The organism is Anabaena sp. CCY 9910, from assembly GCF_963920875.1.
Lineage (GTDB): Bacteria > Cyanobacteriota > Cyanobacteriia > Cyanobacteriales > Nostocaceae > Trichormus > Trichormus variabilis.
The window spans coordinates 50626-61991 of sequence record NZ_CAWUDJ010000037.1 but is presented as its reverse complement, the minus strand read 5'-3'; the positions used below and the strand labels follow the sequence as shown (position 1 = coordinate 61991).

At 44.4% G+C, this 11366-nt stretch carries 20 protein-coding genes and 1 pseudogene; 11 read left to right on the top strand and 10 right to left on the bottom strand.

Annotation, left to right across the window (positions count from 1 at the left end):
• The 7 genes and pseudogenes from ACM5QX_RS22660 to ACM5QX_RS22630 form a co-directional block, all read right to left on the bottom strand.
• Window positions 1-420 (bottom strand): annotated as a pseudogene (locus tag ACM5QX_RS22660) (hypothetical protein); the annotation flags it as partial.
• 62 nt (window positions 421-482) lie between these two features.
• Complete coding sequence (locus ACM5QX_RS22655) at window positions 483-692, bottom strand: hypothetical protein (RefSeq protein ID WP_414755611.1); 210 nt, start codon at window positions 690-692, stop codon at window positions 483-485.
• A gap of 2 nt (window positions 693-694) precedes the next feature.
• On the bottom strand, window positions 695-955 hold the full coding sequence (locus tag ACM5QX_RS22650) for a hypothetical protein (protein ID WP_414755610.1): 261 nt from the start codon (window positions 953-955) through the stop codon (window positions 695-697).
• On the bottom strand, window positions 955-1443 hold the full coding sequence (locus ACM5QX_RS22645; RefSeq protein ID WP_414755609.1) for a hypothetical protein: 489 nt from the start codon (window positions 1441-1443) through the stop codon (window positions 955-957). Before ACM5QX_RS22645 ends, ACM5QX_RS22650 begins: the two co-directional genes overlap by 1 nt.
• Window positions 1440-2825, bottom strand: a complete 1386-nt coding sequence (locus ACM5QX_RS22640; protein WP_414755608.1) for a ParB/RepB/Spo0J family partition protein — start codon at window positions 2823-2825, stop codon at window positions 1440-1442. Before ACM5QX_RS22640 ends, ACM5QX_RS22645 begins: the two co-directional genes overlap by 4 nt.
• Window positions 2826-2870: 45 nt before the next feature.
• Complete coding sequence (locus ACM5QX_RS22635) at window positions 2871-3200, bottom strand: hypothetical protein (RefSeq protein WP_414755607.1); 330 nt, start codon at window positions 3198-3200, stop codon at window positions 2871-2873.
• Between the two features lie 2 nt (window positions 3201-3202).
• The gene (locus ACM5QX_RS22630) at window positions 3203-3439 is read right to left on the bottom strand and encodes a hypothetical protein (protein WP_414755606.1); all 237 of its coding nucleotides are present in this window, start codon (window positions 3437-3439) and stop codon (window positions 3203-3205) included.
• A gap of 99 nt (window positions 3440-3538) precedes the next feature.
• Here ACM5QX_RS22630 and ACM5QX_RS22625 point away from each other — a divergent pair, with 99 nt between their 5' ends.
• The 3 genes from ACM5QX_RS22625 to ACM5QX_RS22615 all read left to right on the top strand — a co-directional run bounded on the left by ACM5QX_RS22625 (window position 3539) and on the right by ACM5QX_RS22615 (window position 4967).
• Window positions 3539-3874 carry a helix-turn-helix domain-containing protein gene (locus tag ACM5QX_RS22625; protein ID WP_414755605.1) on the top strand — a complete coding sequence of 112 codons (336 nt, stop codon included), beginning with the start codon at window positions 3539-3541 and terminating at the stop codon, window positions 3872-3874.
• Between the two features lie 245 nt (window positions 3875-4119).
• A complete protein-coding gene (locus tag ACM5QX_RS22620) occupies window positions 4120-4473 on the top strand; it encodes a helix-turn-helix domain-containing protein (RefSeq protein WP_414755604.1) in 354 nt (117 codons plus the stop codon).
• A gap of 92 nt (window positions 4474-4565) precedes the next feature.
• A complete protein-coding gene (locus ACM5QX_RS22615; protein ID WP_414755603.1) occupies window positions 4566-4967 on the top strand; it encodes a hypothetical protein in 402 nt (133 codons plus the stop codon).
• A gap of 421 nt (window positions 4968-5388) precedes the next feature.
• Here ACM5QX_RS22615 and ACM5QX_RS22610 read toward each other — a convergent pair whose 3' ends face one another.
• Entirely contained in the window at window positions 5389-5697 is a 309-nt protein-coding gene (locus ACM5QX_RS22610) for a hypothetical protein (RefSeq protein ID WP_414755602.1), read from the bottom strand.
• A 124-nt stretch (window positions 5698-5821) separates the two neighbouring features.
• On the opposite strand from ACM5QX_RS22610, the gene ACM5QX_RS22605 reads away from it, so the two are divergent.
• Both ACM5QX_RS22605 and ACM5QX_RS22600 read left to right on the top strand, forming a co-directional pair.
• Window positions 5822-6835 (top strand): hypothetical protein, encoded by a 1014-nt coding sequence (locus ACM5QX_RS22605; protein ID WP_414755601.1) that lies wholly within the window; start codon window positions 5822-5824, stop codon window positions 6833-6835.
• A 59-nt stretch (window positions 6836-6894) separates the two neighbouring features.
• A complete protein-coding gene (locus tag ACM5QX_RS22600) occupies window positions 6895-7269 on the top strand; it encodes a hypothetical protein (protein WP_414755600.1) in 375 nt (124 codons plus the stop codon).
• A gap of 31 nt (window positions 7270-7300) precedes the next feature.
• Here the strand turns inward: ACM5QX_RS22600 and ACM5QX_RS22595 are convergent, their stop codons facing one another.
• On the bottom strand, window positions 7301-7504 hold the full coding sequence (locus ACM5QX_RS22595; RefSeq protein WP_414755599.1) for a hypothetical protein: 204 nt from the start codon (window positions 7502-7504) through the stop codon (window positions 7301-7303).
• Window positions 7505-7828: 324 nt separating this feature from the next.
• On the opposite strand from ACM5QX_RS22595, the gene ACM5QX_RS22590 reads away from it, so the two are divergent.
• The 6 genes from ACM5QX_RS22590 (at window position 7829) to ACM5QX_RS22565 (ending at window position 10197) form a co-directional block, all read left to right on the top strand.
• Window positions 7829-8398, top strand: coding sequence for a hypothetical protein (locus tag ACM5QX_RS22590; RefSeq protein WP_414755598.1), 570 nt, complete (start codon window positions 7829-7831; stop codon window positions 8396-8398).
• 141 nt (window positions 8399-8539) lie between these two features.
• On the top strand, window positions 8540-9124 hold the full coding sequence (locus ACM5QX_RS22585) for an ERF family protein (RefSeq protein WP_414755597.1): 585 nt from the start codon (window positions 8540-8542) through the stop codon (window positions 9122-9124).
• Window positions 9109-9435, top strand: coding sequence for a hypothetical protein (locus ACM5QX_RS22580; protein WP_414755596.1), 327 nt, complete (start codon window positions 9109-9111; stop codon window positions 9433-9435). The genes ACM5QX_RS22585 and ACM5QX_RS22580 overlap by 16 nt, the downstream gene beginning before the upstream one ends.
• Window positions 9428-9640: a hypothetical protein gene (locus ACM5QX_RS22575; protein ID WP_414755595.1), complete on the top strand. Its 213-nt coding sequence runs from the start codon at window positions 9428-9430 to the stop codon at window positions 9638-9640. The genes ACM5QX_RS22580 and ACM5QX_RS22575 overlap by 8 nt, the downstream gene beginning before the upstream one ends.
• Window positions 9641-10015: a hypothetical protein gene (locus tag ACM5QX_RS22570; RefSeq protein ID WP_414755594.1), complete on the top strand. Its 375-nt coding sequence runs from the start codon at window positions 9641-9643 to the stop codon at window positions 10013-10015.
• Between the two features lie 17 nt (window positions 10016-10032).
• Entirely contained in the window at window positions 10033-10197 is a 165-nt protein-coding gene (locus ACM5QX_RS22565) for a hypothetical protein (protein ID WP_414755593.1), read from the top strand.
• Here the strand turns inward: ACM5QX_RS22565 and ACM5QX_RS22560 are convergent.
• Window positions 10187-11278 (bottom strand): integrase, encoded by a 1092-nt coding sequence (locus ACM5QX_RS22560; protein WP_414755592.1) that lies wholly within the window; start codon window positions 11276-11278, stop codon window positions 10187-10189. The two genes, ACM5QX_RS22565 and ACM5QX_RS22560, sit on opposite strands and share 11 nt — an antisense overlap.
• Window positions 11279-11366: the final 88 nt, after the last annotated feature.

Genomic DNA, 11366 nt, shown 5'->3' with positions numbered 1-11366 from the left:
ACTATGGGGAGTCTCACTCCCACTATGGGGAGTCTCACTCCCACTATGGGGAGTCTCACTCCCACTATGGGGAGTCACTCCCACTATGGGGAGTTCACTCCCACTATGGGGAGTAGACCAGCAAAAAAATACATCTGTCGATTCCCATTGCAAAATTTCTAGCCTCTTGAGTTCGGAGATTGACCGATAGAATTTACTCTCGCTCACTTGCCACCGCTCACAAAATGCTTTGGGAGAAATCTTGAAGGGGCGATCGCACCAAGGATTTTCGTATCTCAGGCATAGATGCACATAAAATGGCCCTCTAGCCAATCCTGAGTTTTTCAGAGCTAGCAATTCTTCTCTTTGAAGTGGGTAAAACTCGCCAACAATCCGACCTTTCTCGGTTCTCTTGGGTCGTGGTATACTTATTTGTGTCATACAAAGATTTTTATAGTTTGGTTTTCGCCGCATTTGCTACTAACAAATGCGGCTATTGTTTGCTAATTAATTGCTTGCTTTGCCGCTTCAAGTCTTGATTCAATTAGCTCCAAATCAGCCTTGATGCGATTTTTCCAAATATCATTTGCTTCTTTTCTGGTTGATAAAAATGAAGCTAAAGCGCCGATGTGAAGGCGCATTTCGTTGGCAATGCCCAATAGTTGCGCGTACTCCGGCGGGGCATCTTCCACCGCGATTGATTTTACTTTCATGGTCAAAATAGTGATGGTTGTTCTGCTGTAGGTGTCGAGGATTGATTTAATGCGTACCGATCAAAGGCGATACGGCGTTCTTCTTGCCAAACAGTGAATGGGTGATGCTTGCGGAGGTTGAAAGGGTAAGCGGCATCAATCCGCATTCTTAACTCCCGTTTTTGGGAGTCGGTTAAATTTTTCATGTCGTAGCTCTTGGCGGCGAAGTTAGCTATTACTTGAGCTATGGTGTCCTTCGCTTTCTCTCTCCAGTAGTCTTTCATCACAGGAAGTACCCCCTATCGCCCACAACGTTGCACAGGATAAAAAATCTGTAGCTACCTGTTTGTTTGTTGGTGATGCGGATTTTCTTGCCGATAAGTTTTCGGTATTTCTCGTCAATGGGAATCATTCTGCCGTTGAGTACGGCGTTGTAATCGGCAGGGTCAACACTCAAGGTGATGATTTTTTCAGGAATATGAACCACCTTGGTTGAATAAACTTTTCTCGGCTTTCTGGACTTTTTGCTTGATGGAGCAACAGAAGGTTCTGGCTTTGGCTGGGCTGCCGGCTGGGGAATTTTGTATTCTTGGGGATTTCTGGCTAATCTGTCTGTGCGTTGTGAATAGCGATTGAGCATTCCCAGCGTTTCGCGTTCGCTTACAATTCGCACATTCTTTTTATCTAGTTGCTCAATTGGTACACCAGCATTTAACTTGGCTGGGTCAACTGAGTACTGAATGCAGGTGTTGTTGTAAGGGTTAAGGGTCATGCAGCTACCTCCACTCTGTGGGCTATTTGCAATCCCTGAACGATCGCCTCAATTTGAGGTGTGGATAAATCACTTGAAGCCCTGCTCATTGCTTCACTTAATTGCTTGGGAGTAAGTTTCAGGAGGGCTATCACAACTTCCCCGACAATCCCATCACCAACAACACTCAAATTGACGCTGCTAGCCTGCATTGATTCGGTCGGTTCAAAACCTTCGTTGCGACGCACATCTGGTAAAGTTTGCGATCCATTTCCTAAGCCTAATTTCTGTTGTTTCAGCTTGGTTTCGGCTTTAACTGTTGACTGTTGACCGTTGACTATTGACTGTTGACTATTGACTGTTGACTGGACAGACTCCATGTCCTTGAAGGCTATCTGCTCTCTTCTCTCTTCTGGCGTGCCTTCAATCCAGCACATTGCGCCAAAGGTAAGAACAACTGTTACCTCAGCTGTCCGATTTTTGTATGAACCGTTAGTGATGCGGATGCGATCGCCTACCTGGGGTATCCATGTATTTTCCCTTCTGCCCTCTGCCCTCTGCCCTCTGCCTTCTGTAGGCTTGATGAGTTGGTATGCTGCATCCACGCCTCTAGTCTTGCTCAAGCAGGATTTGAGCTTTTGGTGCATCTCATGGCGATAGGTTCCAGCTTCGGCATCAGCTGTATCATCTAAGGCTTGTAATGCTTGCACTGCGTGTTCAGCATTTACCCCACTTCCTAGCCCCACACGCTTGGCAAGAATGTCCCGCGTTGCTCCTTCTCCCTGTCCCATTTTGCCTTTGCGAGATTTGGCGCGCTCTTTCTCAATCTCTTGCCACGCTAGGAATTCACGGGCTTTCTGCTCAATTGTTTTCTCACGATATTCGTTGCCAGAGAGTAGAGCAGCGACTGCATCTTCGGAACATGAAAAATTTTTCAGCTTTGCTGGGACTATTTTGATTCCAGCTTGAATGCAGGCCAGTCTACGGCGATGCCCGTGAATAACGGTGTATCTGTCGCCGTTGGGGGTGACGGTGAAGGTTTCTTGCAGCCCGTGGGAGGCGATTGACTCAGCTAATGCGCTGACATCTTCGTTCTCGCCATATATTTGAGTGTTCAGTGGGTGCGGATCTAATAGTTCAATGGGTATCTGGATTATTTGGATACCGTCGTGTTTTTCCTGGTGAACTATTGATACAGCAACCATCTGTTGGTTGAGTCTTTTGGCTGCTTCTAGGGCGTTTATCCCGTCGATTAATTCGCCTTTCTCATCGATAGATATATCAGGGATTACGCCGTCGGAATTGAAGTCAGCAATGATTTTTGCTACTTCGACTTCATCTGCTACCGAGTCGCCGGCGACTCTAACCTCGTGCGGATTTTTTAATTCGATTGCCTGTGGCATAATTAGGGGTCTATGAATATAGTAAATATGCGTAACTTTGGCGAGTTACGCGATTTTTTTAACTTTTCGCTTCTCTGGAGGATTGAGAAGCCGAGTCTCACACTTTTCGATGTGGAATTGATAGCGGGGGATTTGAGAGTTGGGACTACGCACATCACGCACTTCAACCCCAACCCGCAGAGTTCCATCCCGCACCATTGTTCGCAGTTGTTCTGCTGAATCAAGTCCCAGATGAGAGTAGGCTGGGTCTGTGTCGTACCACTGGCGCTGGGGTTGGGTAGGTTGCACCCCTAACATTTCGGCTAAGGTTTCCTTTATGTACGCCTTAAGCTGGCTTTCAGGAATGAGTCTTTCTGTAGTAGATACACGCTCCATGATTAAGCGACCATCTCAAGCTGTTTGTTTTGCGACTGAAACTTAGCTTTTTCGCCTTCCTCTTTGCGGTAATTCAAAAGGTATTGGCGAATAGCGAAGGTAACTATTGAAGACTCTGGTACACCCATCGCTTCGGCAACTTGTGCTAATTCCTCAGCAATAGCGCTGGAAGTCGTGTAAGATTTTCTTTTAATTTCCGCCATTTTAGTGGTGAGCAATAATCTTTCTGTGGTTGTCATTCATCATACAACAAGTTTCTGTAAGGTGTCTTGCGTACTCACGAAAACGGCTAAACGCTGAATTATGATATGTGGTTAGACTTTCTTGAAAGAGTGTTAATGAGCGATCTGTTTAGAGATAGATTTGTGGAAGTTGTGGCGAAAGCGAAAGGCGATCGCTCACAAGCTGAATTTGCTCATTATTTAGGGGTGAGTTCTTCTGCTGTCCAAAAATGGTTAGCAGGGAATGGGTTTCCGTCGTCGGAAAATCTAGAAAAAATTGCCAAGGCTGCTGGTTTTAGTGGCGTGGATGAAATGACTAGGTACTTGAGGGGGGAAGAGTTCTCGGAAGATGAGGATCGCCCCAAAATTGCCGAAGAAATATTCCCGTTGGCCAATCACTTAGACAAAGAGCAGCGTAAGCGATTGATTGAGATGCTTTTGAAGGGTTTGTGATGCTTGGTAGCCCCAAGCGTTCGGGATGAGGAAGCCCGAACGCACTAAACACAGCTGTTACTGGAACACCAGCAGTGTTTTTCTGGGAGCGGAAAATAAGCACATAATGAATTGCGTGTGACAATCCATATATGAGCCAATATCTACGCCAGTTTTGATTTATACAACATTTTGGTCACTGATGACTACTTAATTAGTAGTCAAAAATAATACTATGTTTTTTCGTCCTCAACAGTCATGATTGTATGTGGCAGATTTTTATCAAGCATCTGGCAATGGACGATGGTGCAAAAAAGCGATTGGCGGAAATGTTGGTTGAGGTGCAGGGCGATCGCTCTGTGCGCCAGTTCGCTATGGATTTAGGCGTAGCATTGGGTACTGTACAGAACTGGCTGCAAGGTGCTGGTTTCCCTAGTGCCAGGAATCTAGAAAAAATTGCCACAGCCTCAGGGACGACAATTGAGGAGTTGTTCGCCAAGCTTAGGGGGCAAGAAGCTATATATACGCCCAAGGTGGCAGAGGATGTTTTACGCATAGCGCTGCAATTAAATGATGAGCAGCGTAGACGGCTAATCAAGTTACTCGTAGACAGCATTTGACTGGCTTGAGAATATGAAAAATTTTCCAGGTTCTAGTTAGAGGCGATCGCTTTTTGGGCTTTCTAAGTGTAGAAACTCATGGTGTATGAATTGTGACTAGTTTTATGAGATCGTTAAGTGTACTCCTTGGCGCTGCAATTGTTTTAAGTTTTTCGTCCGTAGCTCAAGGCGGTGAAAAGTATTTGCAAGTTGGAACCGACAGTGACGGCGATGCCTTTATGTTGGATACTCAGACTATGGGGCGCAAGGAACGCCGCTTTGGGGAAGTCCTCAAGGTCTACCTTCTGAAAAAGGATTTGATGTTTGAGTATATGCTTCGCGCTTCGTGTGGTGACGAAAGGCTGTGGATGGTTGGGTCTAGAGTTTACAACGGCAACGCTGTTAAGGTTAGCGAGGAAAGGCACAATAAAGAGCTTCCTGCCCGTGCGGACACCCCTAGCGCAAATGCAATGAAGCATTACTGTCAAAGTATTGGCGCTCGTGGGTGGTTATGATCAACAATGAAAAACCGCCTCAAAAAGACGCTCTAATCGTGCTGATACTTTTGGTAGTCGCAGGTTTTGGAGCTTGCAATATTTTTAAGGGTTCCGACTCTCAATCTAGTAGTGACTGCTTTGATAGGGTCGGACAGGAAATGGCTAAACGTGAGTCTGGTAAGGTTGTAGGCGGGTCTGATATTGACCGCTACTATAACGAATTGACCAGCCGATGTAGGTGATTTGGTATTGAGTTTTCATGGTACAGATAAGCGATCGCATTGATTTACTTTGATGCGATCGCTTAACCCAAGGTTACCATAGGTAAACATGGTTTACCATATATTAGCGTTAAATAATAAACCCGCCTAACTTAACGGTTGAGGCGGGTCTTCTTTGGCTATGCTGATAATTTGACTGAGTTTTTGCCTCAGAGAGTTTATCTGCTCCCTGAGACTATTAACTCCCCCTGCCTGGTTTCCTTTAGCGCTGCAATCTCTTCTCTTAGTATTTCTATTTCGGATTCCAGCTTTTGAAAGCGATCGCCACTCTCTTTACCTTCAATAGTGATTTGTCCTTTGATGAATTTTTCAGCCAATGCTACAAGCGCGTCTGATTCATTCAGCCCTAATTCCTTAGCCTTGACGTTGAATTCATTTTTTAGCGTTGCCGTCACCCTTGCAGCTAGCCTTCTGTCCGCTTTTTCTTCTGTATTCATATCCATTTTATTTGTGGTTACCACAAGCATAGCATCATCCCTCAATACCTTTACAGTATCTTGGTTACCAATGGTTGACAAGTGGTTACCAATGGATTACATTAGATACATAACTAAAAAGAGCGATCGCCCCTAACCAAAAAGGTCAAAACTAATGTACCAGATTTATACAGTAGATACGCTAAAAGCTAAAAAGCTTGATGATCTTAAGGCGATCGCCTCTCAGTTAGGCGCAGTAGCCGAAGATAAGCGCTCCAAGCAATCTTGGATAGATGCGATTGTGGTAGCACAACCACAAAAAACTGAAAATCAGCCAGTTGTCTGCTCGCCAATGCCCACCAAAGAAAATCCGCTCACTGTAGAAGAAGCTGCTCAGTCTGGTTACAAATTTTCTTATGCTGGGGCTGGAAACTTCTTAGTCATCAAAGGTTACAACGAAAAAGGTATGGTCGTTGTCAATGATGGTTGGGATGACTTGACTTTTTCCGTAGAAAGAATCGAGTTAATGACTTATGGGTTGGTGGTAAGCGATGTTACCGCAAGCCAATCTGGGTTAATAGAAGCCGAAGTTAATATAGCATCGGCAGTAAAAACCTGCGCCAACTGCCCTCACTTCAACTCTCACGGCGACGGTACAGATAAAGGCTGGCGCTGCTTGTTTGACCGCTTTGCCCGTGAACAGCACGCCACAACTCAAGGCTGCATCAACAGCATGGAAGAAGTGGAGCAAGAGCAGGTTGATGATTACTTATTCCACGACGACCCACCAAAGGTGGGCGACACCCACCTTATTGGCGACTTCGCTCTAGTCTGCAAGGAAGTGGCCGGAGAGTACGCCGCAGTCTGGGAAGTACGCCAGGGTAAGCAAGTCTTGGGCGATATTCGTATGGATTGGCAGTGTTTCTGGACTCATACCATGAGCCTGACTACTTTTTCTACGCCACAAGAGGCAACAGTTGATTTACACGAATCACTTCAAAAATATAAACAGGAGCAAGTATCTGTGACACAAATTCAAGAGTACGTCCTCACAGACGGATACCAGGGTTATGACCTCAGGCTTATGTCTTTGTCCGAGGTGAAATCTGCAAACACGCAAGAGAAGGATATGACCTGGATACCGTATAACTCGGCGACAATGGGGCGATTCTTGCAGCCTCAATCTTGACACTAAAAAGCTTTAGTTTTCCGCGCCTTGCGGATGATTACCTTTTTTGGACTCATACCATGAGCCTCAATACTTTCGCCACGCCACAGGAAGCGACAATTGATTTACATGATCCACTTCAAAAATATGAGGAGATACACGAAATGAGCTATTTAGATCAACCTAGAACAATTCAGGAGATGGCGGATTTTTTGATTGATAAAAGACTTCTCGTTAAGTACGAGAAAAACAAAATTTCCTCTGACACTTGGGAGCGAATTTTTCGCTTTACGAATGGTACGGCGGTTGACTTTTGGGACAAGAACAGAAGCTCAAATGAAGCGATCGCCTATCTACAAGGCATGATTAAGGCTTATGAGTTGATGGAAAAATCGCAACGCGATATTTCATGGGAAGCATACAGGGAAATTCAGAATTTTAATCCTGAGTGTTAGTAAAGCTTTGGTTTCCGCCCCGCGCGGATGATTACCTATTAGAAGCGATCGCCCCTCCGACCAAGAAGTAAGCGATCGCTCTATCAACCCCTACAAAGAATTGACACATGAAATATACCATAGCGGCTTTTATCTTGGCATTGATGCCAGTAAATATTTGTGCGGCTAACATCCCCCGAACTAAGCCACCAATACCGCAGTGTTTTAAAAAGGGTGCCGTGACCGTTTGCCGCAAACCGACTTATCAACCACTAGGGCAGGTCAGTCCAAAAACGACGAACGAAAGTGGAGCTAGATAAGTTTCTCTTCACTCCTTTTGAAAGCGAGTTCTGTTAACCCTTATGCAAAGAATCGGCACATGAAATATATACTATCTGCCCTAGTTTTGTCCTTGTCTTTGATTTCTCAGAATTTTGCTTTACCAATTTCAGCAGGCGATCAAAGAGGCGGCTGTAGAATATACGACTGCAACGACAGACATAATTAATATAAAAAGCTAGCGCCTGCCTACCGCGCTAGCTTTATCAGTCAAAATCACCAATCTATCACAGGGAAAAACATGAATTTAGATGAAATGATCACACAAGCTTACAATCAGCATCAAGCCCAATTAAAGATGGCAGAAGAAGCAAGGCTAGCCCACGAGAAAAAACTAATAGAGCAGTCAATATCGGCTTTTAAGCAAAAGTTTGATAGGGTAATTTCAGATGAATTACAGAAAGTCCTTGGCATTGAAATTGTAGGCAGTGAAAGCCAGTCACTAGGTCATGCTCAGTTTGGTTACATGGGTTACTACTTCAGGATAAGTGCCTATGGTGCGGACAAGTGGAGGGTTGATAGAAGTAAAAATAATTCTTGTTTTGAGTGCCTTTTTGCTGATTATTCCAGTAATTTAGTTGATCGCCTGTTAATAGCTTTGGGAGAAGCTAGGGAGTCGGCCCAGCCTCAGCCAGGGGTGACAATCGAAGACGCGCGATTAATTTTTGAAAATTGTTTATCCGATTTAGAAAAAGTTTTTGATAGCAGAGATGACTTGACCAGTAATCTCAAGTTTGGGGAAAGCCTTCAATCTGCAATTGATTTGGTGGATTATTGCCTTGATGATCTGAGTGGGGATGAAGAGGGTTAAACTGCTTGGAATTGCTTTTCATAAAGCTTCAGGCTTCCGCGCCACACTGACCCGACGGCTACATCTCACTAAATAATAATGTTCCCGGATGTTACTAAATTCATCATCCCCGCAATTTTAGGGCGGGGATTATCTAAAACAATGACACCAAATCTTAATGCAGCACTGGCTAAAGCTAAGGCGGAAATACCAGCGATTCTTGCTAATAGAAATGTAAAAATCCCCACTAAATCAGGGAGGGAAATTAGTTTTACTTATGCAGAATTAGAGGAAATTCAGCCCAAAATTACACCTGTATTATCAGTAAATGGGTTGGCGATCGCTCATCAAATGATTTTTATAGAAACCAGATACTGCTTAGTTTCTACGCTACGGCATGAAAGCGGCGAACAGATAGATTCTGTATTTCCATTACCCAATGATTTTAATGATGCCAAGGAGCTTGGTGTACAGATTAGTTACGGTAGAAGATATAATACTTTGTGCCTTTTAGATATTACCGTAGTTGATAGTCAGAATTGGGAAGAAACTAAGCGCAAAATTGGCAAGGAAATTAGAGAAGAAGTTGGGCTTATTAAGAAGCCTAAAGAAAGGGCTGGCTCAATTCTGCATGATATGGCTGGTGTATCTTCGGCTAATACAATTAGTGAAGCTCAAGCCAAGAGATTGTGGGCGATCGCGCGCTCAGAATTGAAGCTTTCAGATAGTGTGTGCGATCAGTTTTGACTGGGTTCGGCTTGGAGAAAACCACCGAAGTTCCAGTAAGTAAATATGATGCGGTGATTCAGTCGATGCGGGATTATGCAAAACCTAATCAGCCAATACCGCCAGCGCCACAATCGCAGACTGATCGTGAATTACTAATGCGAGAGATTGATTCTCTGTGCAAGCGTAAAAATATTACCCCAGAAGTAGGTGCTGGTATTTTGAATGATTTGTATGGAGTAAAGGCGCGATCGCAACTGTCGGACGAGCAATTAGTAGGGTTTAGAGATTATTTGGCAATGCGTCCGTCTGAGGTTATCAAAAATGCCTAAAAAGAAAATCACATTTCAAAGCTTGATTGACCAAGTTCAACAGGATTTCAGTGAGTCTGAGCCAAGTCAAGCCTACTACGACCGTGAAGAACAGTATAGAGAAATTGAAGGTAGCAGCCCAATCTGGAAATTAGTTGAGGCGGCTATAGAATACGCGGTTACTCAAACAGTTGATTGGTTAGATGAACACGAGGTGGAATACTAGATGAATAAGCGTCGCCCCATTTTTAACCCCAAGCGCGCAAGAGCTAAGACGCAACCAGATATTGTAGTTGTAGAAAAGCAATTGCAAATAATGCCGCCAGCCCCGCATTTGTGCCAAGTGTGTGCGGTAGCGCATGAGCCAGATGAGGCGCACAATCCCCAGTCATTTTATTATCAATACACATTTGCAATGCAATATAAGCGATCTGTTACTTGGGCGGATGCGATCGCTCATTGTTCGGAGCAGAAGCAAGAATTATGGATTCAATTTTTAACAAAACTGGGGATTGACATTCATTCTCCCGACATTATGGGCGGAATTGAATCAAAAGAAGAAATGAATAGACGACTATACGGCTCAAATTCAATGGGTTAGAACCTGAAAAATTTTCCATGAACTACAAACTACTGATATTAGACCTAGATGGCACAGTCCGCCGTCCCAAGTCGGGAGCAAAATTCATCAACACGCCCCTCGACCAAGAAATTATTCCAGAAGCAGCAAAAGCGATCGCTTTCTATAAATCCGAAGGCTACATCAAGGAAATTAGCGCGTAGGTAGTTTTTCTTGAGTAAACCTCTCAAATATCTCTAGATGATCGCCTTGTGTAATATGGCGCTGATACTCTCGAAGGTGGACAATTACCGAATGCCCCATCCACTGTGCAGCCACAGCAGTAGGAATTTTATATTTAGTTGCGGCGCGAATCGCCCAAGCGTGTCTTAAATCATAAGTAGGAAAAACCACTCCATAGCGCTTGAGAGCTTTATAAACCCTATTGCCTAAATCTTTATGAGTTACACCTTCCAAATTCACCTTGGAAGGTATTTTTGTTTCCCATAGCTTCCACTTAATCACCCATTCTTGGGGTAGCGGGTAAGCTATCCTGCTGCCAGTTTTACCATCAACAATGGTGCAGGTGTGGGGATAGTCGGCATTCACCTGAGAAAATAGAGCTTCGTGCGGCCTTGTACCAAAGCAGGCAATCACACCAAATACCCACTGCCATTCAGGATGTGTAATAGCATCTCTCGCCGCCACAATTTCATCTTCTGAGGGTAGTTGCCTAATTATCTGCTTACTGCTGGAATACTCACCCTGATATTTTTTGAGGTCAACTTTCACCCCACTAAACTTCGCTAGTTGCTCAAGCTTCTGGCACATCGTCCGCCGCGTCCATGTATTGGCGGGTGTGCTGATGGCTGTGGCAATCAAAATCTCAGGTGTTAAATTTTCTTCAGGTGGAAGCTTATTAAAACAAGCTTCGTAATGTCGCTTCCATGTCTGCTGCTTGGTGGGGTCATCCCCATTGGCGGCAAAGTATTCCTGCTTAAACTTCTCCACCCAATAGCCGCAGGTGAGGACTGGTTCCTTGGTTTCTAGGTATCTGTTCCAGTCAAACTCATCCCGTGCCAATAGTCCCCCGACTATTTTCGCCTCAGCTTCGGCTCGTTGCAGTCCAGCCGGGTTTGCATAGATGCCCAAGGATAAATATTGTTGATGCCAAATTAGCTTTTTGCTCCCTGGTTTGGGTGGGAATGTTGCCCGGAGTGACAAGCGATCGCCCCTCACCTCAACTTTGACACCCACTTTACCCGCTTTTAACCTTTCATTTACAGCTTCAATAGTCCATTTCACTGTGCTAATTCTGAGCTAAATACATTCTGTATTTGAGCATAATTTAGGGTAATTTAGCACAATATTATTATTCTGAATCCCAAGCACT

Excerpts from the sequence above, each read along its gene's own strand:
- ACM5QX_RS22655 (WP_414755611.1), bottom strand. The coding sequence starts at position 692 with ATGAAAGTAAAATCAATCGCGGTGGAAGATGCCCCGCCGGAGTACGCG.
- ACM5QX_RS22650 (WP_414755610.1), bottom strand. The coding sequence starts at position 955 with ATGAAAGACTACTGGAGAGAGAAAGCGAAGGACACCATAGCTCAAGTA.
- ACM5QX_RS22645 (WP_414755609.1), bottom strand. The coding sequence starts at position 1,443 with ATGACCCTTAACCCTTACAACAACACCTGCATTCAGTACTCAGTTGAC.
- ACM5QX_RS22640 (WP_414755608.1), bottom strand. The coding sequence starts at position 2,825 with ATGCCACAGGCAATCGAATTAAAAAATCCGCACGAGGTTAGAGTCGCC.
- ACM5QX_RS22635 (WP_414755607.1), bottom strand. The coding sequence starts at position 3,200 with ATGGAGCGTGTATCTACTACAGAAAGACTCATTCCTGAAAGCCAGCTT.
- ACM5QX_RS22630 (WP_414755606.1), bottom strand. The coding sequence starts at position 3,439 with ATGACAACCACAGAAAGATTATTGCTCACCACTAAAATGGCGGAAATT.
- ACM5QX_RS22625 (WP_414755605.1), top strand. The coding sequence starts at position 3,539 with ATGAGCGATCTGTTTAGAGATAGATTTGTGGAAGTTGTGGCGAAAGCG.
- ACM5QX_RS22620 (WP_414755604.1), top strand. The coding sequence starts at position 4,120 with ATGTGGCAGATTTTTATCAAGCATCTGGCAATGGACGATGGTGCAAAA.
- ACM5QX_RS22610 (WP_414755602.1), bottom strand. The coding sequence starts at position 5,697 with ATGCTTGTGGTAACCACAAATAAAATGGATATGAATACAGAAGAAAAA.
- ACM5QX_RS22605 (WP_414755601.1), top strand. The coding sequence starts at position 5,822 with ATGTACCAGATTTATACAGTAGATACGCTAAAAGCTAAAAAGCTTGAT.
- ACM5QX_RS22600 (WP_414755600.1), top strand. The coding sequence starts at position 6,895 with ATGAGCCTCAATACTTTCGCCACGCCACAGGAAGCGACAATTGATTTA.
- ACM5QX_RS22590 (WP_414755598.1), top strand. The coding sequence starts at position 7,829 with ATGAATTTAGATGAAATGATCACACAAGCTTACAATCAGCATCAAGCC.
- ACM5QX_RS22585 (WP_414755597.1), top strand. The coding sequence starts at position 8,540 with ATGACACCAAATCTTAATGCAGCACTGGCTAAAGCTAAGGCGGAAATA.
- ACM5QX_RS22575 (WP_414755595.1), top strand. The coding sequence starts at position 9,428 with ATGCCTAAAAAGAAAATCACATTTCAAAGCTTGATTGACCAAGTTCAA.
- ACM5QX_RS22570 (WP_414755594.1), top strand. The coding sequence starts at position 9,641 with ATGAATAAGCGTCGCCCCATTTTTAACCCCAAGCGCGCAAGAGCTAAG.
- ACM5QX_RS22565 (WP_414755593.1), top strand. The coding sequence starts at position 10,033 with ATGAACTACAAACTACTGATATTAGACCTAGATGGCACAGTCCGCCGT.